This window comes from Pseudomonas sp. NPDC087185 (genome assembly GCF_044744955.1).
Lineage (GTDB): Bacteria > Pseudomonadota > Gammaproteobacteria > Pseudomonadales > Pseudomonadaceae > Aquipseudomonas.
The window spans coordinates 642,271-666,587 of sequence record NZ_JBIUZK010000002.1; the positions used below are offsets into that span (position 1 = coordinate 642,271).

Here is a 24,317-nt window from a genome sequence, read left to right on the forward strand (position 1 = left end):
TGGGTTAAGCCGACAAGCAGCGCGCCTGGGCAATGTTGGCAAGTACATTGCATTCCTGTGATGAAAGTAAGTTTCCCATGCGGAATCAGTGCCCCTCACCCAGGAGTGTTCAACCCATGTTGCCAGCAGAAACCCAACGCACCCTCGACGAACACGGCATCAAGTACGTGCTGGCGCAGTTCGTCGATATCCATGGCTCGGCAAAGACCAAATCGGTGCCTGTATCGGGCCTGAAAATGGTGGCCGAGGAGGGCGCCGGTTTTGCCGGGTTCGCCATCTGTGGCATGGGCATGGAGCCGCACGGCCCGGACTTCATGGCCCGTGGCGACCTTGCCACCTTGATCCCGGTGCCCTGGCAGCCCGGCTACGGTCGCGTGGTGTGCGTCGGCCACGTCAACGGCCAGCCCTGGCCCTATGACAGCCGCCACGTGTTGCAGCGACAGGTGCAGCGCCTCGCCGACAAGGGCTGGACCCTGAACACCGGCCTTGAACCCGAGTTCAGCCTGTTCCGACGCGACGAGCAGGGCAAGTTGCAGCTGGTGGACGCCTCCGACAACCTCGACAAGCCCTGCTACGACTACAAGGGCCTGTCGCGTTCGCGGCTGTTCCTCGAACGCCTGACCGAAGCCTTGCAACCGGTGGGTTTCGACATCTACCAGATCGACCACGAGGACGCCAACGGCCAGTTCGAGATCAACTACACCTACAGCGACGCCCTGGAGTCGGCCGACCGTTTCACCTTTTTCCGCATGGCCGCCGGCGAGATCGCCAATGACCTGGGCATGATCTGCTCGTTCATGCCCAAGCCCGACCCCAAGCGCGCCGGCAATGGCATGCATTTTCACCTGTCGCTGGCCAGCAGCACCCACAAGAACCTGTTCCACGACCCGTCCGACAGCAGCGGCATGGGCTTGTCCAAACTGGCCTACCACTTTGCCGCCGGCCTGCTGGCCCACGGCCCGGCGCTGTGCGCGTTCGCCGCGCCCACGGTCAACTCGTACAAGCGCCTGGTGGTCGGCCGCTCGCTGTCCGGCGCCACCTGGGCCCCGGCCTTTGTCGCATACGGCGCCAACAACCGCTCGGCGATGGTGCGCATCCCGTATGGCCGCCTGGAGTTCCGCCTGCCGGATGCCGGCTGCAACCCGTACCTGGTCACCGCCGCGATCATCGCCGCAGGCCTCGATGGCATCGACCGCCAGCTGGACCCTGGTGAGATGTGCAACGAGAACCTCTACAACCTGAGCTTGGAAGACATCGCCGCGCGCGGCATCAAGACCCTGCCACAGTCGTTGAAGGAAGCCTGCGACGCGCTGGAGGCCGACCCGCTGCTGCGTGAAGTGCTCGGCGCCGAAATCGTCGACGAGTTCCTCAAGCTCAAGCGCATGGAGTGGGTGGAGTACTGCCGCCACGTCTCCGACTGGGAAATCCAGCGTTACACCGAGTTCTTCTGACCGCCCCAATCCCCTGGGCGGCCAGCACGACAACGGTCGCCCACTGCCTAGTAAGGAGCATCACCATGTGTGGAATCGTAGGTCTGTACCTGAAAAAGCCCGAGCTGCAAGCCCAGCTCGGCAAACTGTTCGAACCCATGTTGCAGGCCATGACCGACCGCGGCCCGGACAGCGCCGGCTTTGCCATCTATGGCGATGAGGTGGCCGATGGTTGGGTCAAGCTGACGCTGCAGGCCAACACCATCGATTATCCCTGGGCCGATCTGATGGGCCAGCTGGAAGGGCGCCTGGGCTGTTCGCTGGACGGGTTGCAGAACGCCAGCGCTGCGGTGCTGAAGGTGCACACCAGCGAAGCCGCCGCCCGGGCCGCCTTGGCCGAACTGGCGCCCGAGGTGCGCATCATGAGCGCCGGGCAGAGCATCGAAATCCTCAAGGGCATGGGCCTGCCGGCAGAGATATCCAGCCGCTTCGGCCTGGCCGGCATGAAAGGCAGCCACATCATCGGCCACACCCGCATGGCCACCGAGAGTGCGGTGACGATGGAAGGCAGCCACCCGTTTTCCACGGGCGCCGACCTGTGCCTGGTGCACAACGGCTCGCTGTCCAACCACTTCCGCCTGCGCCAGGCGCTCAAGCGTGAAGGCATCAGTTTCGAAACCGACAACGACACCGAAGTGGCCGCCGGCTACCTGGCCTGGCGCCTGCAGCAGGGCGACACCCTGGCCCAGGCCCTGGACGGCGCGCTGCAAGACCTGGACGGCTTCTTCACCTTCGCCATCGGCACCCGCAATGGCTTTGCCGTGATCCGCGACCCGATCGCCTGCAAGCCGGCGGTGCTGGCCGAAACCGACGACTACGTGGCCATGGCCTCCGAGTACCAGGCGCTGGCCGGCCTGCCGGGCATCGACAAGGCCAAGGTCTGGGAACCGGCGCCGGCCACCTTGTATGTCTGGGAGCGCGAAAGCGCCTGACCTGCCACCGAACCCCTGGAGAACCTCATGAAAACGATCGACCTTTCCAGCGCCTCGGTGCGCGAACTCAACCAGGCCCTGCATGGCGACGTGCAGGCCCGTGAATGGCGGGTCAGCCGCCCGGACGGCAAACACAACCTGGCCGTGGGCATCAACCAGGCCGTCTCGGTGGATATCGACGGCCACGCCGGCTACTACTGCGCCGGCATGAACCAGCAGGCCAGTGTCACCGTGCACGGTAACGTCGGCGTGGGCGTGGGCGAGAACATGATGTCGGGCCTGGTGCGGGTCAAGGGCAGCGCCTCGCAGGCCGCCGGTGCCACGGCCCATGGCGGGCTACTGGTGATCGAGGGAGATGCCGGTGCGCGTTGCGGTATCTCGATGAAGGGCGTGGACATCGTGGTCGGCGGCAGCATCGGCCACATGAGCTGCTTCATGGGCCAGGCCGGGCGCCTGGTGGTGTGTGGCGATGCCGGCGATGCGCTGGGCGACTCGCTGTACGAAGTGCGTATCTACGTCAAGGGCACGGTCCAGTCGCTGGGCTCGGACTGCATCGAGAAAGCCATGCGCGCCGAACACCTGCAAGAGCTGCAGGAACTGCTCGACACCGCAGGCCTTGAACACAAGGCCGCCGATTTCAAACGCTACGGCTCGGCCCGTCAGCTGTACAACTTCAAAGTCGACAACGCCAGCGCGTACTGAATCAGGAGCAACCCCATGAGCGAGCAATTCCCCCCGGTACTGCGTGAGTCGGCCACGTTCGATCGCCTGACCATCCAGGAAATCCAGCGTGCTGCCGAAACCGGCATCTACGACATCCGTGGCGGTGGCACCAAGCGCCGCGTGCCGCACTTCGACGACCTGCTGCTGCTCGGCGCCAGCGTGTCGCGCTACCCGCTGGAAGGCTACCGCGAAAAATGCGGCACCGACGTGCTGCTGGGCACCCGCTTTGCCAAGAAGCCGATCCACCTGAAGATCCCGGTGACCATCGCGGGCATGAGCTTCGGCGCGCTGTCGGCCAACGCCAAGGAAGCCCTGGGGCGGGGCGCGACCATCGCCGGCACCAGCACCACCACCGGCGACGGCGGCATGACCCCGGAGGAGCGCGGCCAGTCGCAGCACCTGGTGTACCAGTACCTACCGTCCCGTTACGGCATGAACCCCGACGACCTGCGCAAGGCCGATGCCATCGAGATCGTCCTCGGCCAGGGCGCCAAACCGGGCGGCGGCGGCATGCTTTTGGGCATGAAAGTCACCGAGCGAGTGGCCGGCATGCGCACCTTGCCGATTGGCGTCGACCAGCGCAGCGCCTGCCGCCACCCGGACTGGACCGGCCCGGACGACCTGGCGATCAAGATTGCCGAGCTGCGCGAGATCACCGACTGGGAAAAACCCATCTACGTGAAGATCGGTGCCAGCCGCCCGTATTACGACGTCAAGCTGGCGGTCAAGGCCGGCGCCGATGTGATCGTGCTCGATGGCATGCAGGGCGGTACGGCGGCGACCCAGGAAGTGTTCATCGAACACGTCGGCATCCCGATCCTGCCGGCCATCCCGCAGGCGGTACAGGCGCTGCAGGAGATGGGCATGCACCGCAAGGTGCAGTTGATCGTCTCGGGCGGCATCCGTAACGGCGCCGATGTGGCCAAGGCCATGGCCCTGGGCGCTGATGCCGTGGCCATTGGCACCGCCGCGCTGATTGCCCTGGGCGACAACCACCCGCGGCTGGATGCGCAGCTGAAGGACATCGGCTCAGCCGCGGGCTTCTACGATGATTGGCAGAACGGCCGCGACCCTGCCGGTATCACCACCCAGGACCCGGAACTGGCCAAGCGCCTGAACCCGGAAGAGGCCGGGCGGCGCCTGGCCAACTACCTGCGTGTGCTGGTGCTGGAAGCGCAGACCATGGCCCGTGCGTGCGGCAAGTCGCACTTGCACAACCTCGACCCCGAGGATTTGGTGGCGCTGACCGTTGAAGCGGCGGCCATGGCGCGGGTGCCTCTGGCCGGTACGGCCTGGGTGCCGGGCCAGGCTCAGTATTGATTCCACGGTCCGGGGCCGCAACGCGGCCCCAAGGCCATCCCCCCATTCACAGGGTGGGGGGATGGTCAAAGTGCCTGTGCTACCAAAGCGCAATGTCATAGGTCAGGTAGACCCGGTTACTGTCGCGCCCCCGGGCAAAATCGGCGCGATAGACGTAATTGCGCAGCTTGATGCCCAGCCCTTTGAACGTTCCGGCCTGCACCACATACGCCAGCTCGCTGTCGCGCTCCCACTCGCCCAGCCCGGCCTCACTGGCCTTGCCGTTGTCACCGCTCAGGTAACGGCTCATGAACGTCAGCCCAGGCACCCCGGCTGCCGCGAAGTTGTAGGCGTAGCTGACCATCCAGGTCTTCTCGTCTTCCTCGATGAACTTGCCAATCCCCACGTTGCTGAACGAGTAGACGGTGGCGCCGCTGATGTACGGCAGCCCGGCAACGCCATCGAGTACTTGGTAGCCCGCACCCACGGTGTGGCCGCTGTGGGCATAACTGAGCTGGCCGCTGATCATGTGGTTGTCGACAGGGCCGCCATGGGCTGCGCCGTCATCGCGGCTCTTGAAGTAGCGCACGTCACTGGTGAGCACCCCGCCTGCCAGCGGCAGTTCGTGCTGGAGGCCGGCAAAGTCCTGGCGGTAGAAGTTGTTCAGTTCGCCGCGAAAGTAGCTCAAGCGCAGGGTTTTGCTGATGGCGTAATCGGCGCCTGCGTAGCTGAAGTCAGCTGATGCATCGCCGTTATAGCCATCAGCGAACAACCCCGTGCTGTCGGACGAATCGCGCTGCTTGAAACGTTGCAGATGGCCACCGGTGACGGTCAGCCCGCTGATGTCGCTGGATACCAGCTGCGTGCCCTGATACGTCTGCGGCAGCAGGCGCGCATCGTTGTACACCAGCACCGGCGTCTTCGGCAGCAAGGTACCGTGCTTGAGCACGGTCTTGCCCAGCCGGGCCTTGGCCGTGGCCCCGGCACTGCCGAACTCGTTGGCCGCCCGGCCGTCTTCGTGCACCGGCAACAAACCCGTACCGCTGCGCCCACGGCCCGAGTCCAGGCTGACGCCAACCAGTGCCATGGCATCCAGGCCGAAGCCCAGGGTGCCTGGCGTGAACCCGGAGGCATACTCCAGCAGAAACCCTTGCGCCCATTCCACGCGTTCGCTCTTTGCCGAGGCGGCGGCGCGCGCACTCAGGCCGTGCTCGTCGCGAAAGTTCTCGTTGAAGTACACGTTGCGCAATTGCAGCTTGAGCGTGCTGTCCTCGATGAACCCGGCAGCGTTGGCCTGAGGCAAATGGGCAAACAGCAGGCCGCACGCAGCCCTGCGCAGAATGACTCGAGTCATGTCCGGATACTCTCTTGTTATTGTGGGTCGGGCAGTCAGACGAAGAACGACAAGGCACCTGTCAGCAGGGCGATGGCGGTAATGACCAGCGAGGTCAGCACGGCCCACTTGACCGTGGCTTTCTGGAAGTCACCGATATCCCGGTCGACCATGCCCACCAGCAGCAACGTTGACGCCACCAGCGGGCTCATCAGGTGCACCGGTTGGCCGAGCACCGAGGCGCGGGCGATTTCCACCGGGTCGATGCCATACGCCGCGGCGGCATTGGCCAGGATTGGCACCACGCCGAAGTAATAGGCATCGTTGGACAGCACGAACGTCAGCGGCATGCTGGTGATGGCCACCACCAGCGGGAACCAGTGGCTCCAGGATTGCGGAATCCAGTCCACCAAGGTTTGCGCCAGTGCATCGACCATCTTGGTGCCGGAGAAGATGCCGGCAAAGATGCCTGCGGCGAACACCAGCAGCACCACGGTCATGGCGTTGCCGGAATGGGCCAGGATTCGTTCCTTCTGCACATTCAGTTGCGGGTAATTGATCATCAGCGCAGCGACGAAGCCGATCATGAACAGAATTGCGGCGTGCATGACCCCCGCCACCAGGGCGACCATCACCGCCACCACCAGCACCAGGTTGACGTAGGCCAGGCGCGGGCGCTTGTGCGGGGTGTCTTCGAGGATGGCCTTGATGTAGCAGTTGCCGCCACCGGCCTCCAGCTTGATGTTGCCGATGCGCTTGCGCTCGGTGCGCCCCAGCCAGAATGCCGTGAACACCACCCAGGCGGCGCCGCCGATCATGGTCGGCAACATGGGGATGAAGTACTCGGTTGCATCCAGGCCCAGTGCCGCGATCGCCCGCGTCGCAGGCCCGCCCCAAGGGCTCAGGCCACTCATGATGCTCAGCGACAGCATGGCCACGGTGGCGAGGATCATCGGGTTCATGCCGATGCGTTTGTACAGCGGCAGCATGGCCGCGCAGGTGATCATGTAGGTGGTGGTGCCATCGCCGTCCAGCGCCACCAGCAGCGAGAGCAGGGCGGTGCCGATGGCGATCTTGATCGGGTCGCCGTTGACCCGCTTGAGGATCTTGCGGATCAGCGGGTCGAACAGGCCGGCATCGATCATCAGGCCAAAGAAGAGGATGGCGAACAGCAGCAGGGCTGCCGAGGGTGCGACCATTTTCAGGCCGTCGAGCATCATTTTGCCAAGGTCTGGGGCAAAGCCTGCGATCACGCCAAACACGATGGGCACCAAGGTCAGGGCGACGATGGGCGATAAGCGTTTACTCATGATCAGGTAGGTGAATGCCACCACCATGGTCAAACCCAGCAATGCCAGCATGGTTGTCTCTCTTGTTGTTTTTGTCAGTGTGGCCGAAGGCAAGGCAAACGGCGGCCATGCCGCCCGGGTTGGTACCTGCCGGGCGGAGCGTTGAACGTCCTTGTGATGGAGGTCAGCCTTGGCGAGTGGTCTCGCCGATCGGCCAGGGCGTGTTCGCCTCGGATGGCGCCGCTGGCGAAGTTTTCCCTTGCGCCAGCGTTTGCCTGAGCACCTGCCGATCGCAGGCGCCTTCGGAAAACGAGATGACCACGGTGGCCACGGCGTTGCTGGCCAGGCTGGTAAGGGCGCGGGCTTCCGACATGAAGCGGTCGACGCCGATCAGCAGGGCCAGGCCGGCCAGCGGGATATCGTGGATCACTGTTAGCGTCGAAGCGAGTGCGACGAAACCGCTGCCCGTCACACCCGCAGCGCCTTTGGAGGACAACAGCATGATCGCCAGCATGGTCAGCGTCTGGCCCAGGGTGAGGTCGATGTTACAGGCCTGGGCGATGAATACCGCGGCCAGTGAAAGGTAGATCGCGGTGCCATCGAGGTTGAACGAGTAACCCGTGGGCAGCACCAGCCCGACCACGCCCTTCTTGCAGCCCAGTGCCTGGAGCTTTTCCAGCATGCGCGGCAGTACTGGCTCGGTGGACGACGTGCCGAGCACCACCAGAAATTCCTCACGCAAGTAACGCAGCAGTTTCCACAGGCTGAAGCCATGCAGGCGGCACAACCCACCGAGCACTACCAGGACAAAGAACGCGCAGGCGATGTACAGGGTCATCACCAGTTTGGCCAGGGCGCCCAGCGAAGTGATGCCGTACTGGCCGACGGTAAACGCCAGTGCGCCAAATGCGCCCACCGGGGCAAAGCGCATCAGGTACCCAAAGATGCGGAACACCATCTGTGAGGCGGCCTCAAGCACGTTCAGCACCGGCTGGCCATGCTCGCCCATGGCCGACAGGGCGAACCCCGACAGCACAGCGATGAACAGCACCGGCAGCACTTCACCTTTGTTGAAGGCGCCCATGAAGGTGTCGGGGATGATGTGCATGAAGAAGTCGACCACGCCCAGCTTGGCCGCCGAGGCGGTGTACTGGCTGAGGCCGGCGGTGCTCAGGGTGGCAGGGTCGATGTTCATGCCCACGCCTGGCTGGAACACATGCACCGCCACCAGGCCGATCACCAGGCTGACCACGGTCAGCACCAGGAACAGCAGCAATGTCTTGCTCATCAGGCGGCCCAGCGAGCGCGTGTCGGTCATGCCCGCGATGCCCGTGACGATGGTGCAGAACACCACGGGCGCGATCATCATCTTGATCAGCTTGATGAAGGCATCGCCCAGCGGTTTGAGCGCCACGGCCTGCTCGGCCCAGAAGTGGCCGACCAGTACGCCCAGCAGCACGGCGCAGAGGATCTGGAAGTAGAGCGATTTGACGAGTTTCATGAGGCATCACCCATTGTTGAAATTGTGCGGATGCGCTTTGAGTCACACGGTTGGGGTTGGCAGTACGCGCTAGCTGGCAAGGCGGCGCATTGTCGGGGCATACACAAAGCCTGAGAAGAGCCGGCGGGCGGTGCGGATCACCGACGCTTGCAGTTTGCCGCTGTCGCGGCTGAGGGCCACATCGATGACCCCGCTGGGGTGCTCCAGGCGTACTTCGGTGAGGGTTTCGGCGTGTTCGCCCAGCAGGGCTGCAGTCACGGTGCCGGGGGTCACGCACGCAGTGGCCAGGCCGATCGCACCCGTGATCGCCAGCGCGCGGTGGCAGTTGTGTGGCATGAAGTAGCGCACTTGCAGCGTGCCGTCACCGGTGGGGGCGGACACCACCACCGGTTTTGGGATCACCATGCCACTGACATCACCCAAGCCCATGGCCCGGCCCGCCTGCAGGCGTAAAGCCTCCAGGCGCTTGAGCAGCGCGCTGTCGGCATCCAGCGCGGCCGGGCGCTCGTTACCGGCCAGGCCCAGTTGGCTGGCTTCGACAATCATCAGCGGCATGGCCATGTCGATGCAGGTAACGGCGGTGCCGTCGAACACATCACACGCCTGCCCGGTAGGGAAGAGTTTGCCCGTCTTGCTGCCTACTGCGTCGAGGAAGGTCAGGTGGATCGGCGCGGCGGTGCCGGGGACGCCGTCGATGGCAGTGCGGCCTTCGTACTTGACGGTACCGCCAGGTGTTTGCACCAGCGAGGTGACGAATGTCTGGGTATTGAGGTTGCGAATGCGCACCAGGGTCTTGTCGCCCCGGGCTTTGACCAGCCCTTGTTCGATAGCGAACGGGCCGACCGCGCACAGCATGTTGCCGCAATTGGGCGCGGTGTCGACGCGCCGTTCAGCGACCATCACTTGCACGAACAGGTAGTCGACGTCAGCGTCCGGGTGCAGCGAGGGGCTGACAATCGCCACCTTGCTGGTTTGCGGGCTACCGCCGCCGATGCCGTCGATTTCCAGCTCATGGCCAGAGCCCATCAGGCTGATCAGCACTTCGTCGCGCTCTACGACATTGACGGGCAGATCCCAGGCATGGAAGAAGGGGCCTTTGGAGGTGCCGCCGCGCATGAGTACACAAGGGATTCGTTGCATGACTACTGACTCTCGTTGATCAATTGGCATCATTGATGTGCTGAGAGAAAGAGTGACAGGCGTTGATAAATCAATCCAATGCAAATATCGTAGCTATTAATGCGTCACAGCTAATAATGGTCGGTGGTCGCCTGGGGAGTTTAAGTTGTGGAATATGAGCTGCAAGATATTCGATCTTTCGTGAAAATCGCTGAATTAGGCAGCTTTCACGAAGCCGCAGAGGCGCTGCACTTGTCGCAACCCGCTCTAAGCCGGCGTATCAAGAAGCTTGAGGAGGGCTTGGGCACGCCATTGCTGGAACGCACCACCCGTCGCGTCGGCCTGACCAGCGTGGGCAGGGACTTTCTGCCCAAGGCGCGGCGGCTGCTGGACGATTTTGAAGACTCCATCTTGAGCATCCGTGAGCTGGCTGAACGCCAAACCGGCCAGGTCACACTCGCCTGTATCCCGACGGCGGCGTTTTATTTCCTGCCCTCGGTGATAAGGCTGTACAGCGAGCAATACCCCAAGATCCGCATCCGCCTGCTGGACCTGAGCGCCAACGATGGCCTGGAAGCGGTGTTGCGGGGCGAAGCGGACTTCGGCATCAACATGATGAGTGGCCAGCACCCGGACATCGAATTCGTGCCCCTGGTCAACGAGCATTTCGTCCTGGCCTGCCGCCGCGACCACGAACTGGCAAGCCGTGCCTCGGTGACCTGGACGCAGTTGGCCGACTACCGGCTGATCGGTGTAGGGCGCCTGAGCGGCAACCGCATGCTGCTGGACCATGCCTTGTCGGGCCTGAACCTGCGCCCCAAGTGGTTCTACGAGGTGCAGCACCTGTCCACGTCGCTGGGGATGGTCGAAGCTGGGCTGGGGGTCTCGGCGATGCCCAGCCTGGCCATGCCGGCGGCGGACCACCCGACGCTGGTCAGCGTACCGCTCACCGAGCCCGAGGTCACCCGCACCTTGGGCCTGGTGTATCGGCGTGGGGCCTCGCTGTCGCCCGCGGCCGAGAAGTTCGTGTCGATCTTGCTGGAAAAATGGCGCGTCAGCCAGGCCTAGGCTCTGTGTGAAAAGCCTTGATACTCGGTGATGCTGCGTTGAAAACAGCCTCGGAATGCTCATTTACACCCCGTGAAGTCGAGCGCGACTCCGACCGTTACTCGGCTGTTTTCGCCTTGCCTGACCTTCGTCTCAAGACTTTTCACACAGACCCTAGCAGCAATTGCCGGGCTCAGGCTGAGTTGCCAGGGGTTCAGTGCTTGGCGAGCACGCTCAATGCCCAACCGCCAGCTTGGCACGGGTCTGCCGACGACGATACGCAGTGTCGCGGCTTGCCAGCCACCAGTACAGCGGTGAGGTGATCAGCAGCCCCACCAGCCAGGACAGGTCGGCGCCGTTGATGTGCTCGGAGATCGGCCCCACGTACAGCGGCGTGTTCATGAACGGGATCTGCACCACGATCCCCACTGCGTAGGCAATCAACGCCTGCGGGTTGTAGCGCCCGTAGATGCCGCCATCGACCTTGAAGATCGACTGGATGTCGTAGTCACCTTTGTGGATCACATAGAAGTCGATCAGGTTGATCGCCGTCCACGGCACCAGTACCACCAGCAGCACCAGCACCATGTCGACGAAGTGACCGATGAAGTCCGCCGAGGCGAACACCGCCACCACACTGCACGCCGCCAGCACGATCAGCGACAGCACCGCGCGGCTTTTGGCGGTGGGGATCCAGCGGTAGGCGAAGGTCTGGATCAGGGTGATGATCGACAGCACCGCGCCATACAGGTTGAGGGCGTTGTGGCTGATCACGCTGAGCAGGAACAGCACCAGCATGACTGGGCCAAGGGTGCCGGTGGCCAGCTTGACCGCGTCCATGGTGTCCATGCCGGCCGGGATCGCCAGCACCGCCACGGCGCCGAAGATGAACGACAGGCTCGAACCCAGGGCAGAGCCCAGGTAGGTGGTCCAGAAGGTCGACGAGACCTTGACGTCGGCCGGCAGGTAGCGCGAGTAGTCCGACACGTAGGGGGCAAAGGCGATCTGCCACAGCGCCGCGAGCGATACGGTGGCCAGCCAGCCGGCCAAGTTGAAGCCGCCACGGGTCAGGAAGTCATCGCTCTGCACGTGGCTGAAGATGTAGCCGAAACCGACCACGATGCCGATGCCCAGCACCCAGGTGCCGATGCGGTTGAGCACGTGGATGAAGCGGTAGCCGATGATGCCGATGATCCCCGAACCCAGCGCGCCGACGACGATGCCGACCGGCACCGGTACGGCATCGACCACGCCATGCAGCGACTTGCCGGCCAGGACGATGTTGGAGGCAAAGAAGCCGATGTACATCACCCCTGCGATCACCACCACCAGCAGGGCGCCGAGTGAACCGAACTGGGCGCGGCTCTGGATCATCTGCGGGATCCCCATCTGCGGGCCCTGGGCCGAGTGCAGTGCCATCAGCACCCCACCGACCAAGTGCCCGACCAGGATGGCGACGATGCCCCACACCAGGTTCAGGTGAAACAGCTGCACGCCCAGCGCGCCGGTGACGATGGGCAACGGCGCGATGTTGCCGCCGAACCACAGTGTGAACAGGTCCCTTACCTTTCCATGGCGGTCTTGCGGGGGCACGTAGCCGATCGTGTGTTTTTCTATGAGGGGTGCCGAATTGGCTGCACTGGTCATGACTGACTCCAAGGCAAGGTGGGGCATCGGGTGCTGCCCGGGTGCGTGCCGGCGAAGGGCGACGCGTTCTTGTTGGAGCGATGATGGGGGGTGCGGGGGGAACGAGAAATTAGTAAATATGTGCCCATAAACCTTAAAAAACCTAAGGCTGACAAAAGGTTAAGGGACGGGTGGTAGCAAGGAGCGGGCCACCGGGCTGGAAGGCCCGGGTTTGGCAGGTTTGGGCGGCAATCCTGTCAAATGGGTGTGCCTTGATGGTGCGGGGTGCTCGATTGAGGTGCGGCTACAGAGCCTGCTACATCGGCAGCATCCGGTCCTGAATCACCTCCTTCATCACCAGCGTCGAACTCAGCCGCTTCACATTGGGAATGCTGGTCAGCTGTTCGTCATACAGCTTCTGAAATGCCGGCAGGTCCTTGGCCACCACATGCAGCAGGTAATCCGGGTCCCCGAACAGGCGCTGCGCCTCGACGATCTGCGGGATCTCGCCCAGCGCCGCCTCGAAATCCGCCACTGGCTGGCGGGTGACTTCACGCAAGGTGACGAACACCAGCGCGGCAAAGTTCAGCCCCAGCGCCGCCGGTGCCAGGCGCGCGTGGTAACCGAGGATGGCACCGGCCTCTTCCAGCGCCTTGAGCCGCCGATGGCAGGGCGACAGGCTCAGGCCTACGCGGTCGGCCAGTTCGGTGACCGACAGGCGCCCGTCCTTTTGCAGTTCGGCAAGGATCTTTCGGTCAGTTCTGTCCATTGAGAAGAATCTTCCAGCAATTAGGGTTGCAAGGGGAATATACGAAAGATAATCCCCCGATGGAATCCGTAGGCTTTCTTCATCCCGAAATCGTGTGAAGGAAGACTCAAGTGGCAATCAGTGTGCTGACGGCGTTTTGGGCCGTGTCGTTGCTGTTCGTGATCACCCCCGGTGCCGATTGGGCGTACGCCATTTCGGCCGGCATGCGCGGGCGCTGGGTCATGCCGGCAGTGGCGGGTATGTTGTCCGGGCATTTTCTGGCGACCCTGGTGGTGGCGGCGGGGGTAGGCAGCCTGGTGGCCGGGCACCCGCTGGCGCTGATGTTGCTGACGCTGGCGGGCTGCACCTACCTGCTGTGGCTGGGCGGCAACCTGTTGCTCAGCCCCGCCGTGCCCGAAGCGGGGCAGGGCGGTGTTGGCGATAGCGGCTCGCGCTGGGCCTTCAAAGGCTTTTGCGTGAGCGGGCTCAACCCCAAGGTGTTCTTGCTGTTCCTGGCCTTGCTGCCGCAGTTCACCGACCCGCAGTCGAACTGGCCAGTGCCGCTGCAGATCCTGCTGCTGGGGCTGGTGCACCTGTGCAGTTCGCTGGTGGTCTATTTATTGGTGGGGTACGGGGCCAAGGCTGTGTTGAGCAGCCGCCCGGGCGCGGCGAAGGTGGTGGGCAGGTTGTCGGGGTTGGTGATGATTCTGGTGGCCGGTGTATTGATTGTCGGCCAATTGGGTTGAACCCACCGGCCATAGGGCCGGTACAGACGCCAACGAAGCCCTCGGGATACACTCGGCTCACCTCATCGCACACCAGGACGTGCCTCATGCGGACAGCCCGCGGCGGCTGTTCGGCATGGGCCTGGCCACCAGCCTGCTCAACCCCAAGATCGCCGTGATGTACCTGTCACTGATGCCGCAGTTCATCCAGCCAGGCCACGGCAGCGTGCTGGCCCAATCGCTGGTGCTGGGTGCCACGCAGATCGCCATCAGTGTCACGGTCAATGCGTTGATTGCGCTCATGGCCGGCTCGATTGCCGTGTTCCTCGCCGGGCGGCCGCTGTGGCAGCAGGTACAGCGCTGGCTGATGGGCACCGTGCTGGCCGGCCTGGCCCTGCGCATGCTCGCCGAAGGGCGCCGTTGATCGACCGGTAAAATCCTGCGGAACGAACCGTTGATTGCACATCTCCTATCCTCAGATGGATGGCAATGTGCCCGGGACTTCCCTGACATGAACGTGTTTCAGCAACCTGATACCCACACCCCGCCACTGCACTTCTTGCTCAACGGTGGCACCCTCGGCAATTTGTTGCAGTCGATGGACTGGAGCGATTCGCCGCTCGGCCCGCCAGGGGCATGGTCACCGCAATTGCAGGCAGTCATGGCCACATTGCTGCCTGCGCAGGCGCAGTTCGTGCTGTTTTGGGGGGAGGAATTCATTGCCCTCTACAATGACGCCTATGCGCCGACCATCGGCACCAAGCATCCCCAGGCACTGGGGCGGCCAGCCGAGGAAAACTGGCGTGAGCTGTGGGGCGACCTCGAACCGCTCCTGCGTGGCGTACGTGAGACAGGTCAGACATTCTCGGCCAAGGATCGCCCCTTTTACATAGAGCGGCGCGGCCTGGGCGAAACCGTATACTTCGACGTGTCCTATTCCGCCGTGCGCGAGGCCGATGGCAGCGTCGGCGGTGTGCTGTGCCTGGTCACCGAAACCACCGAGCGCGTGCGCTTCCAGCAACGCCAGGCGTTTCTGCTGGAATTGGGCCGGACCTTGCCCGGGCTGGGCGAGGCGGAACGCATCGAGGCCTATGTAGTGACTCGGCTTGCCCAGCATCTTGGGGCGACACAGGTGTGTTTCGGCGAAGACCAGGGCGACGGCACGGGCTTCCGAGTGGCGCGTGATTGGGCCGACGGCGTGCCCTCGATGGTCGGCCAGCATTGCTACGCAACGTTTGGCGCATCGCTGCGCGAGCAACTGGCGGCGGGGCAGGTGGCGCAGCAGGCCTATGACAGCGCGTCAACGGCGCCGAGCGGCCTGTGCGCCACGCTGCATGTACCGGTACTGCGGGGCGGGCGCCTGGAAGCGATGCTCGCCGTGCACTTCCACACCCCACACCCGGTTTTTGAAGACGAATGCCAACTGCTGGAAGACGTCGCCAAGCTGGCCTGGGCGGCCATTACCCATGCCCGCGCCGAGCGTGCCCTGCACTTGCTCAACGAAAGCCTGGAAGACCGCGTGGCGGCTGTGCTGGCCCAGCGCGAGGCGGCGATGCTGCAACTGCACGAGGCGCACAAGCTGGAAATGATCGGGCAGTTGACCGGAGGCATTGCCCACGACCTCAACAACATGCTCACGCCGATCATCGCTTCGTTCGAGTTGATGCGTCGCAACCCCCAGTCCGAGCGTGCCCCGCGCCTGATCGACGGGGGGCTTCAGGCCGCCGAGCGGGCGCGCAACCTGGTTGGGCGCCTGCTCAGTTTTGCCCGCCGGCAGACCCTCAAGCCCCAGGCCGTGTCGCTGGCAGCACTGGTAGAGGACATGCGTGAGCTGATGGCGCGCTCGCTGGGCCCAACCATTGCCGTGCAGGTGCAGATCGACCCGGCGCTGCCGTCCGTGGTGGTCGACCCGCATCAACTGGAGCTGGCCGTGCTCAATCTGGTGGTCAATGCGCGCGACGCCATGGCCGACGGCGGTGCTCTGCGCATTGTCGCCGGGCGCGATGCCGACGGCCCGCCGAGGCCCACCGGTGTGGCAGCCGCGCAGTTGGTGTGGCTGCAGGTCCGCGACAGTGGCTGCGGCATGAGCGACGAGCAGTTGCGCCGCTGCATCGAGCCGTTCTATTCCACCAAGGGCGTGGGCAAGGGCACCGGCCTTGGCCTACCGATGGTGGAAGGGTTGGCGGTACAGTCCGGTGGTGGCTTCGAGATTCGCTCGCAGCCGGGGGAGGGGACCGTCGCCACGCTCTGGCTGCCGGTCAGCGATGTCGCGGCGGTCTGCCACGACCGTGAAATGGCCGACGTGCCCCTGGCCGACCGTGCCAGCCGGGTACTGCTGGTGGACGATGAGGAAATCGTGCGCCATGCCACGGCCTTGCAGTTGCGCGACCTGGGTTACCAGGTGACCGAAGCTGCCAGTGCCGCTGCGGCGCTGCAGTTGATGGAGCAGGGCTGGTTGCCGGATGTGCTGGTGACCGACCACGTCATGGCCGAGATGACCGGTGTACGGTTCGCCCAGCAACTGCGCGAGCGTCGGGCCGACCTGCCGGTGTTGATCATCACCGGCTATGCCAACCTGACCCCGAGGGAGCTCAAAGGTTTCGAGGTGTTGCGCAAGCCGTACCGGCGCGCCGAGCTGGCGCAGAGCGTGGCGCGGTTGCTGGCCGCAAAGCGCTAGCGGCGCTTCAACTGTCCAGCACCTTGCCAAGCATCAGGCACACCTGCTCGGCCGAGTATGGCTTGGCCAGGAACGGAAAACCCTGGTGCCCGCCTTCGGCAATCGCATCGCTGTACCCCGACGTCAGGATCACCGGCAATTGTGGGCGCTGGCGCCGCAGTTCAAGGGCCAGCGCCAACCCGCCCATGCCCGGCATGACCACATCGGAAAACACGGCGTCGAAGTGCTCAGCCTGGCCGGCCAACTGCGCCAAGGCGTCTTCCGCCGATTTTGCCCAGCTGACCTGGTAACCGTGGTCCTCGAGGATTTGCGCCGTGAACGTGCCGAGGTCGGGGTTATCCTCCACCACCAATATTCGCCGTCGCGCACCGCCCATCTCGGGTGATGTTGGCGTGGCGGCCGGATCGGCCTGTTCGGCTGGCGGTGCCTCCTGCGGCAGGTACAGGGTAAAGGTGGTCCCCTGGCCCTCGATGCTGGCCACCTCGACATCGCCCCCGGACTGCTTGGCGAAACCGAACACCTGGGACAGGCCAAGCCCGGTTCCTTCACCGGGCGCCTTGGTGGTGAAGAACGGGTCGAAGATGCGGTCGAGCAGCTCGGCGGCGATGCCGACGCCACTGTCCACCACCGAAATCGCCGCAAACGGCCCGGCTTGTGCCGGCTGGCCGCGTAAGCCAGGCATCTGCCGGTTGGCCTGCAGGCGCAGGCGCAAGGTGCCTTGACCGGCCATGGCGTCGCGGCCGTTGAGCATCAGGTTGATCACCGCCGTCTCCAGCTGGCTGAGGTCGGCGCGGATATGGCAAGGCGCCTGGGGCAGCTCCAGCTCTACCTGGATCCGCGCCCCGGTGGCGGTGTCGAGCATCTCGGCCATGGCCTGCAGGCGTGGCCCGGCCTCGAACACCTGCGGGCTCAAGGCCTGCCGGCGGGCAAAGGCGAGCAGCTGGCCGGTCAGCTTGGCACCGCGGTCGACGGTGTCGGACATGGTCTTCAGGTAGCGTTCACGGCGGGCTTCGTCGAGGTTGGGGCGCTGCAGAAAGTGCAGCGATGAGCGGATGATGGTCAGCAGGTTGTTGAAATCATGCGCAACGCCCCCGGTCAGTTGGCCGATGGCTTCCAGCTTCTGCGCCTGGCGCAACACGGCTTCGGTGTGCAAAAGCTGGGTGGTGCGTTCTTCGACGCGGTGCTCCAGGGTGGCATTGAGCGCCTCCAGCGCGGCCATCGCCTCGCGCACTTCGGCATGCGCCTGAACCCGTTGGATATGCGACCAGCAGCGCTCGGTCACCTCGCGGATCAAACGCAGTTCATAACCGGTCCACACGCGTGGTGCCTTGTCGTGGATGGCCATCAGCGCGGTCAGACGACCGTCCTTGATCAGCGGCATGCAGATGGTCGCGGTGATACCGATGGCCTGGAACGTGGCCGCTTCCTCGGCGGCCAGTTCGTTGAGGTTGTCGTTGATGATCAGTGCTTCGCCCGCGCGCAGGCGGCTGACTGCAAGGCGGCCGAAATCGGCCAGGCGATACTGCCCGATCAGCCGCGGTGAGCCGGGGGCGACGGCATCGCCACAGATGTTGAAGCCATCCTGGTCGGCGTCCATCACCGCGTAGGCGCAGCTGGACAGCTGCAGGTGCTCCACCAGCCTGCGCGTGGTGATGGCCATGATCCGCTCCGGGTCGGTGGCGTTGGCCACCTCGCGGCCCAGGCTGTCGAGGAAGTTCAGGCGCTGGCTGTTGACCACGCTGGTGGTGGTTTCGGTCACCGTGTCGAGCATGCCCAGCACGCTGCCGTCCTCGCCGCGGATCGGGCTGTAGCAGAAGGTGAAGTAGGCGCGTTCGGGGGCACCGTTGCGGTCGATGACCAGCGGGAAGTCTTCGATGTACACCGCCTCGCCGGCCATGGCACGGGCGGCCATGGCGCTGATGTTGCCCCAGGCCTCCTGCCACACCTCGCTGAATGGCCGGCCCAGGCACAGCGGCTTGCTGCCGAGGATGCGCGCGAAGTCATCGTTGTAGAGGGTGATCAGCTCGCTGCCCCAGAGCACCGCCTGCGGGAAGCGTGAGCCCACGCACAGGGCTACCGACGTCTTGAGTGCGCTGGGCCAGGCCTCCAGCGGGCCAAGCGGGGTGTTATGCCAATCATGCTGGCGGATGCGTTCGGCCATCAGCCCGCCGCCGTCTAGCCATTTCGCCATGTGCTGTGCCAATCCTTTTGCCTGGGAGGATAAGGGTGCACCGAGACGGCCGAATTGGCGAGGGCTTTGTGTCGCCTGTTTTGGCCTCATCGCCGGCGTGCCGGCGATGAGGCCGCTGCGGGCTCAGCGAATGAAATGCACCTTGCCGGTGTCGTCATTGCCCATGTAGATCCCATACACACCGGCCTGGCGTTCGAGGATGTAGCGCTCGAGGATCTGCCGGATCGCCGGGTAGTAGATTTCTTCCCAAGGGATCTCGTCTGGCGCGAAGAACTGGTAATCCAGCGTCTCCGGCCCGTACTGGCCGGTCTCTTCGGTGGCGATGGCGCGGAAGATGATGTACACCTCGCTGATTTGCGGCACGCTGAAGATCGAGTACGGCGAGACAATTTCGCCGCGCACGCCGCTCTCTTCCCACACCTCGCGCAGCGCCGCCTGCTCGGTGGTTTCACCCGCCTCCATGAAGCCGGCCGGCAAGGTCCAGGTGCCTGGTCGGGGTGGAATGGCGCGCTGGCACAGCAGGTATTTGCCATCGCGCTCGATGATGCAGCCGGCGATGATCTTCGGGTTTATGTAGTGGATATAGCCGCAACCGGTGCAGTGCAGGCGTTCGTGGGTGTCGCCTGTGGGAACGCCCCGGGCCAGTTCCGTGGTGCAGTGCGGGCAATAGCGCGGGGCGTTGGGCATGGTCAGCGGCCTATGCGAGGTTCCTTGAGGGCCAGGGGCGCAACGATATCGCGCACCTTGGTGTTGTCGTCCTGCTTCTGGCGCAGGTAATCCAGGGCCACCTTGGCGGCGGCGCGCACGTGGTCGACCGACGCCTGGTGGGCCACCAGCGGGTCGCCGCCCTTGATCGCTTCGACGATCTTTTCCATCTCACGGTTGCTGGCGCCACGGCGGTTTTCCTGGGACACCGAGGTGGCGCGCAGGTAGCTGATGCGGGCCTGCAGCTGGCGCAGCTGCTGGGCGGCGACCTGGTTGCCGGAGCCTTCCAGGAGTACGTCGTAGAAGCCTTGCACCGAGTCCAGCACCTGCTGCAGTTCGCCTTCTTCGAGGGCCTCGCGGTTGACCTCCAGCGCGCGCTCCAGGGCGCGGATGTCCTTGGCCTTGGCGTTGAGGGTGAACAGCTGCACGATCAGCCCTTCGAGCACGCAGCGCAGCTCGTAGATGTCGCGGGCGTCTTCCAGGGTGATGATGGCCACGCGCGGGCCCTTGGCGTCGGCGAACTCCACCAGGCCTTCGGACTCCAGGTGGCGCAGCGCTTCACGCACCGAAGTGCGGCTGACGCCGAGGCGGTCGCAAAGGTCGCGCTCGACCAGGCGGTCGCCTGGGAGCAGGTGGAAGTTCATGATCGCGCCGCGCAGTTTGTCGAGCACGATTTCACGCAGGGTAACGGGGTTGCGGTTGACCTTGAAGCTGTCGTCGAGTGGCTGGCGTTTCATCAGGTGCGCTCTTTATGAGGCTGTTGCGCCAACATCGCGGAGCCCCCTGAACCGAGGCACTCCTTGCAGTGGTTCGAACAGCCCGTTGTTAACGGGTTGACTCCGCATCGGCTTCGGCGAACGCCTCGCGGGCCAGGCGGAAACTGTCCACCGCCGCGGGCACGCCGCAATAAATGCCGACCTGGAGCAGGATCTCGCGAATCTGCTCTCGGCTCAGGCCATTACGCAATGCGCCGCGAATGTGCAACTTGAGCTCGTGGGGCCGGTTGAGCGCAGAAATCATGGCCAAGTTTATCATGCTGCGCTCTTTCAGCGACAAGCCATCGCGGCCCCAGACGTGGCCCCAGCAGTACTCGGTGACCAGTTCCTGCAACGGCTGGGTGAACGCGTCGGCATTCTGGATGGAGCGGTTGACGTAGTCCTCGCCCAGCACCTGGGTGCGGATCTGCAGGCCTTTCTCGTACTTTTCGTTGCTCATTGCCTGGCTCCGAATCAAAACAGGGGCCGCAACCCCGGGTGAGCGGGTCGCGCGGCCCCTAAAAAAGGGGTATTAGGGCTGCGCAGCAGCCCGAGGACTTCAGCCGAGCGGGGGCAGGGCGCCCAGCTTGCCCTTGTGATAAACCATCGGCGTCACTGGCTGCTCGGGCAGTACCAGGTTCTTCACCGCGCCAACGATGATCGCGTGGTCACCACCGTCATACTCGCGCCACAGTTCGCACTCGATGATCGCCGTGGCCTTGGCCAGCAACGGGTTGCCCAGCTCGCTCAGATGCCAGTCGATGCCGGCGGCCTTGTCCTTGCCCTTGCCGGCGAAGGCATACGCCTCGGCGGTCTGCTCGGCGGACAGCAGGTGAATCGCGAACTGCTTGCTGTCGCGCAGGATCGGGTAGGTGTCGGAGGCGTAGTTGGGGCAGAACAGCACCAGCGCCGGGTCGATCGACAGCGCGCTGAACGCGCTGGCGGTGATACCGACGATGCCGCCGTCGGCGTCCAGGGTGGTGACCACCGTGACCCCGGACGGGAAGGAGCCCATCACGTCTTTGTAGATGCCTGGTTCGATCATCTCGTGCTTCCTCTTAACGCATCACGAACGGGTCGGGCATCGGCGCGGTGGACAGGTTGATCCACACGGTCTTCAGCTCGGTATAGGCCAGCACCGAATCGATGCCGCTTTCACGGCCGTAGCCGCTGTTCTTGAAGCCGCCGATCGGCGCCATGGCCGACACGGCGCGGTAGGTGTTGACCCAGATGATCCCCGAGCGCACATCACGCGCCAGGCGGTGGGCACGGCCCAGGTCGCGGGTCCAGATACCGGCAGCCAGGCCGAACTGCGAGTCGTTGGCGATGGCCAGTGCCTCTTCCTCGGTCTTGAAGCGGATCACCGCAGCGACCGGGCCGAACACTTCTTCCTGCATGATGGTCATCGAGTTGCTGTCGCACTCGAACAGGGTCGGCTCGTAGAACCAGCCGTCACCGTCGACCTCGGCACGCTTGCCGCCCATGTGCAGCTTGGCGCCTTCGGCCTTGGCCGCAGCGACCAGGCCTTCGACCACGGCCAGCTGTTGCGCGGTGGCCATCGGGCCCATTTCGCTGGCATCGTCCTGCGGGTTGCCAATGCGGATGCGTTTGGCGCGCTCGACCAGCCGGGTGACGAATTCGTCGAAGATCTCGTCCTGCACCAGCAGGCGGGAACCGGCCACGCAGCTTTGCCCGGAAGCGGCATAGATGCCGGCCACGGCACCGTTGATGGCACTGTCCAGATCGGCGTCGGCAAAGATGATGTTCGGCGACTTGCCGCCCAGCTCCAGCGACAGCTTGGCGAAGTTCTCGGCGCTGCTGCGCACCACGTGGCGGGCGGTGGCGGCACCGCCGGTGAAGGCGATCTTGCGCACCAGCGGGTGGCGGGTGAGCGCGGCTCCCGTGCTTGGGCCGTAGCCGGTGACCACGTTGACCACACCCGGCGGGAAGCCGGCCTCCAGGGCCAGACGCGCCAGTTCGAGGATGGTCGCCGAGGCGTGTTCGGAAGGTTTGAGCACGATGGTGTTGCCGGCGGCCAGGGCCGGTGCCAGCTTGATCGCGGTCAGGTACAGCGGGCTGTTCCACGGGATGATCCCGGCCACCACGCCGATCGGCTCGTGCACGGTGTAGGCGAACAGGTCCGGCTTGTCGAGGGGCAGGGTGCCGCCTTCGAGCTTGTCGGCAAGGCCCGCGGTGTAGTGGAAGAACTCCGGCAGGTAGCCGACCTGGCCACGGGTTTCGCGGATCAGCTTGCCGTTGTCACGGCTTTCCAGCTGGGCCAGGTGCTCTTTGTTCTCGGTAATCAAATCGCCCAGGCGGCGCAGCAGTTTGCCCCGCGCGGTGGCGGTGATGCTGCGCCAGGCCTTGCTTTCGAAGGCGCGCTGGGCGGCCTGCACGGCCAGCTCCACGTCGGCTTCATCGGCATCGGGCAGTTGCGCCCAGGCTTGGGCGGTGGCCGGGTTGAGGCTGTCGAAGGTCTTGCCGCTCTGGGCATCGAGCCATTGGCCGTCGATGCACATCTGGAAACGAACGAGGGTCATGCAACAATCCCCTTGGCGGATTCGGTGAGGGTGCGGGCTTGCTTGAGGAAGTCCAGCAGCATCTTGTTGACTTCACGCGGAGCCTCCACCGGCATCATATGCCGTTGCTCGGCGAGGACCACGCTTTGCGCCCCAGGGATGCTGGCGGCAAGCTGGCGGGTCATGGCCGGGGTGGAGCCCAAGTCGAGTTCGCCGGTGGCGATCAGCGTCGGCACCTGAATGCTGCCCAGGTCGCCTGCGCGGTACATGTCCTGGGTGGCGAACAGCGAATAGGTGGTGTGGTACCCCTGCGGGTCGTTGCTTGCCAGTACCTGGCGAATCGCCGCGACTTGCGCCGGGTTGGCAGCCTTGTATTCACGGCTGAACCAGCGGTCGAGGGCGGCATCGACGTTGGCGTCGGGGCCCTGTTCGGCAGCCTGGGCGGCACGGGCGATAACGCCGGCACTCTGCTCCGGGGTGCGGTTGAACACGCTGTTGAGCACGACGAGTGCAGCCAGGCGCTGTGGGTACTGGAGGGCGAAGGCACGTGCGACCAGGCCGCCCATGGAGAAACCGATCACGGTCGCCTGGGCAATCTGCAGGTGGTCGAGCAGTTCGGCCAGCTGTGCGGCGTAACCTTCCAGGCCGGTGTCGGCGGCAGGCAGCGCGCTCTGGCCGTGGCCGAGCATGTCGTAGGCGATGACGCGGTAGTCGTTGGCCAGGCCGACGAACTGCCCGCCCCACATTTCCTTGTTCAGGCCCACGCCGTGGATCAGCACCACGGCTTGGCCCTGGCCTTGTACCAGGTAACTGGTCCCGGCCGGTGTACGTTCAGCGACAGGCTGAATCATGGAGGGCGCTCCTTGAAGGTCGGGCGCGGCGGGTATTCACGCCACGCCCAGGCCCGTCTTGGTTGTTGTTATTGAGCGTTGGCTTTTTCGGCAGCCAGTTCTTCCAGGTCGATGTAGCGGTTGCCGATGCGCGGGTGCAGGCGGCCACCGTCGGCAGCGCCCAGTACCACGACGATCTCGTCGGCGCGCGGGGCGTCTTCGATCTGCATTTCCAGGGTGATGTAGTGCGAACGCAAGCCTTCGTCGTCCTTCTGCATCATCGGGATCTGGATCGAGGTGCCTGGCCCGCCGCGCTTGTTGGTGAAGCTCAGGTAGCTCTTGGCCTGCACCGCTTCGCGGTAGTGGTTGCCGAAGCGCAGGGTGTGGATCACCGCCGAGGCGTGTTCGATCTCGCCGTCAGCGCCGACCACGGCAGCTTTACCGTAGGCTTCGATCTTGTCGGCACCGCCGATGGCGGCGGTCAGGCGCTCGACCATCAGTGCACCCAGCTCGGAGCAGTTGGCGCGGATTTCCGGCTTCAGATCTTCAACGAAACCGCGACCGGCCCATGGGTTCTTGATGACCACGGCCAGGCCGACCATGGTCACCGGCTTGTCGGTGGCCTTGCCACCTTCAATGCGGGTCTCTTCGGAATAGGTGACGATCTTGCGGATTTCGAAACTCATGGATGGCTCCTGGTGAGGGTTATCAGCTCTTGTTGTCTGATGGTATACCATAATATTTGTTGTGCAAGAGGGGGCTTGAAAAATCTCTTGCCTGTGGACGAAAGGTTGCTTGATCCCTTGGT

At 64.4% G+C, this 24,317-nt stretch carries 21 protein-coding genes and 1 pseudogene; 8 read left to right on the plus strand and 14 right to left on the minus strand.

Annotated elements, in window-relative coordinates; genetic code table 11:
* Positions 1-116: 116 nt before the first annotated feature.
* The 4 genes from glnT (at position 117) to ACIPIJ_RS08470 (ending at position 4,465) form a co-directional block, all read left to right on the plus strand.
* A complete protein-coding gene (glnT, locus tag ACIPIJ_RS08455; protein ID WP_401074882.1) occupies positions 117-1,451 on the plus strand; it encodes a type III glutamate--ammonia ligase in 1,335 nt (444 codons plus the stop codon).
* 65 nt (positions 1,452-1,516) lie between these two features.
* Positions 1,517-2,422, plus strand: a complete 906-nt coding sequence (locus ACIPIJ_RS08460; protein ID WP_401074884.1) for a glutamine amidotransferase family protein — start codon at positions 1,517-1,519, stop codon at positions 2,420-2,422.
* Positions 2,423-2,449: 27 nt separating this feature from the next.
* Entirely contained in the window at positions 2,450-3,124 is a 675-nt protein-coding gene (locus ACIPIJ_RS08465) for a protein glxC (protein ID WP_401074885.1), read from the plus strand.
* Positions 3,125-3,139: 15 nt separating this feature from the next.
* Positions 3,140-4,465 (plus strand): FMN-binding glutamate synthase family protein, encoded by a 1,326-nt coding sequence (locus tag ACIPIJ_RS08470; RefSeq protein WP_401074887.1) that lies wholly within the window; start codon positions 3,140-3,142, stop codon positions 4,463-4,465.
* A gap of 79 nt (positions 4,466-4,544) precedes the next feature.
* Here ACIPIJ_RS08470 and ACIPIJ_RS08475 read toward each other — a convergent pair whose 3' ends face one another.
* The 4 genes from ACIPIJ_RS08475 to ACIPIJ_RS08490 all read right to left on the minus strand — a co-directional run bounded on the left by ACIPIJ_RS08475 (position 4,545) and on the right by ACIPIJ_RS08490 (position 9,707).
* A complete protein-coding gene (locus tag ACIPIJ_RS08475; RefSeq protein ID WP_401074888.1) occupies positions 4,545-5,798 on the minus strand; it encodes an OprD family porin in 1,254 nt (417 codons plus the stop codon).
* Between the two features lie 35 nt (positions 5,799-5,833).
* Entirely contained in the window at positions 5,834-7,138 is a 1,305-nt protein-coding gene (locus ACIPIJ_RS08480; RefSeq protein ID WP_401074890.1) for a CitMHS family transporter, read from the minus strand.
* 112 nt (positions 7,139-7,250) lie between these two features.
* Entirely contained in the window at positions 7,251-8,567 is a 1,317-nt protein-coding gene (gene dctA / locus ACIPIJ_RS08485) for a C4-dicarboxylate transporter DctA (RefSeq protein WP_401074891.1), read from the minus strand.
* 69 nt (positions 8,568-8,636) lie between these two features.
* Positions 8,637-9,707: a 4-oxalomesaconate tautomerase gene (locus tag ACIPIJ_RS08490; protein WP_401074893.1), complete on the minus strand. Its 1,071-nt coding sequence runs from the start codon at positions 9,705-9,707 to the stop codon at positions 8,637-8,639.
* Between the two features lie 147 nt (positions 9,708-9,854).
* Here ACIPIJ_RS08490 and ACIPIJ_RS08495 point away from each other — a divergent pair, with 147 nt between their 5' ends.
* Positions 9,855-10,754, plus strand: a complete 900-nt coding sequence (locus ACIPIJ_RS08495) for a LysR family transcriptional regulator (protein ID WP_401074894.1) — start codon at positions 9,855-9,857, stop codon at positions 10,752-10,754.
* A gap of 213 nt (positions 10,755-10,967) precedes the next feature.
* Here ACIPIJ_RS08495 and ACIPIJ_RS08500 read toward each other — a convergent pair whose 3' ends face one another.
* Both ACIPIJ_RS08500 and ACIPIJ_RS08505 read right to left on the minus strand, forming a co-directional pair.
* A complete protein-coding gene (locus ACIPIJ_RS08500) occupies positions 10,968-12,380 on the minus strand; it encodes a purine-cytosine permease family protein (RefSeq protein WP_401074896.1) in 1,413 nt (470 codons plus the stop codon).
* A 295-nt stretch (positions 12,381-12,675) separates the two neighbouring features.
* Entirely contained in the window at positions 12,676-13,128 is a 453-nt protein-coding gene (locus ACIPIJ_RS08505) for an Lrp/AsnC family transcriptional regulator (RefSeq protein WP_401074897.1), read from the minus strand.
* A 110-nt stretch (positions 13,129-13,238) separates the two neighbouring features.
* Here ACIPIJ_RS08505 and ACIPIJ_RS08510 point away from each other — a divergent pair, with 110 nt between their 5' ends.
* From ACIPIJ_RS08510 to ACIPIJ_RS08520, 3 genes and pseudogenes are all read left to right on the plus strand, one after another.
* Positions 13,239-13,853 (plus strand): LysE family translocator, encoded by a 615-nt coding sequence (locus ACIPIJ_RS08510; protein WP_401074898.1) that lies wholly within the window; start codon positions 13,239-13,241, stop codon positions 13,851-13,853.
* A 73-nt stretch (positions 13,854-13,926) separates the two neighbouring features.
* Positions 13,927-14,256: pseudogene (locus ACIPIJ_RS08515) on the plus strand (LysE family translocator); the annotation flags it as partial.
* An 87-nt stretch (positions 14,257-14,343) separates the two neighbouring features.
* Complete coding sequence (locus tag ACIPIJ_RS08520) at positions 14,344-16,509, plus strand: response regulator (protein ID WP_401074900.1); 2,166 nt, start codon at positions 14,344-14,346, stop codon at positions 16,507-16,509.
* 7 nt (positions 16,510-16,516) lie between these two features.
* Here the strand turns inward: ACIPIJ_RS08520 and ACIPIJ_RS08525 are convergent, their stop codons facing one another.
* From ACIPIJ_RS08525 to ACIPIJ_RS08560, 8 genes are all read right to left on the minus strand, one after another.
* Positions 16,517-18,700, minus strand: coding sequence for an ATP-binding protein (locus ACIPIJ_RS08525; RefSeq protein ID WP_401074902.1), 2,184 nt, complete (start codon positions 18,698-18,700; stop codon positions 16,517-16,519).
* Between the two features lie 123 nt (positions 18,701-18,823).
* A complete protein-coding gene (locus tag ACIPIJ_RS08530; protein WP_401074904.1) occupies positions 18,824-19,387 on the minus strand; it encodes an NUDIX hydrolase in 564 nt (187 codons plus the stop codon).
* Positions 19,388-19,389: 2 nt separating this feature from the next.
* A complete protein-coding gene (locus tag ACIPIJ_RS08535; protein ID WP_401074906.1) occupies positions 19,390-20,142 on the minus strand; it encodes a GntR family transcriptional regulator in 753 nt (250 codons plus the stop codon).
* Positions 20,143-20,230: 88 nt separating this feature from the next.
* The gene (locus tag ACIPIJ_RS08540; RefSeq protein WP_401074908.1) at positions 20,231-20,620 is read right to left on the minus strand and encodes a carboxymuconolactone decarboxylase family protein; all 390 of its coding nucleotides are present in this window, start codon (positions 20,618-20,620) and stop codon (positions 20,231-20,233) included.
* A 99-nt stretch (positions 20,621-20,719) separates the two neighbouring features.
* Complete coding sequence (locus ACIPIJ_RS08545; RefSeq protein ID WP_401074909.1) at positions 20,720-21,205, minus strand: flavin reductase family protein; 486 nt, start codon at positions 21,203-21,205, stop codon at positions 20,720-20,722.
* Between the two features lie 13 nt (positions 21,206-21,218).
* Positions 21,219-22,700 (minus strand): aldehyde dehydrogenase, encoded by a 1,482-nt coding sequence (locus ACIPIJ_RS08550; RefSeq protein ID WP_401074911.1) that lies wholly within the window; start codon positions 22,698-22,700, stop codon positions 21,219-21,221.
* On the minus strand, positions 22,697-23,530 hold the full coding sequence (locus tag ACIPIJ_RS08555; RefSeq protein ID WP_401074912.1) for an alpha/beta fold hydrolase: 834 nt from the start codon (positions 23,528-23,530) through the stop codon (positions 22,697-22,699). Before ACIPIJ_RS08555 ends, ACIPIJ_RS08550 begins: the two co-directional genes overlap by 4 nt.
* Before the next feature lie 68 nt (positions 23,531-23,598).
* On the minus strand, positions 23,599-24,195 hold the full coding sequence (locus ACIPIJ_RS08560; RefSeq protein ID WP_003256068.1) for an amino acid synthesis family protein: 597 nt from the start codon (positions 24,193-24,195) through the stop codon (positions 23,599-23,601).
* Positions 24,196-24,317 lie beyond the last annotated feature (122 nt).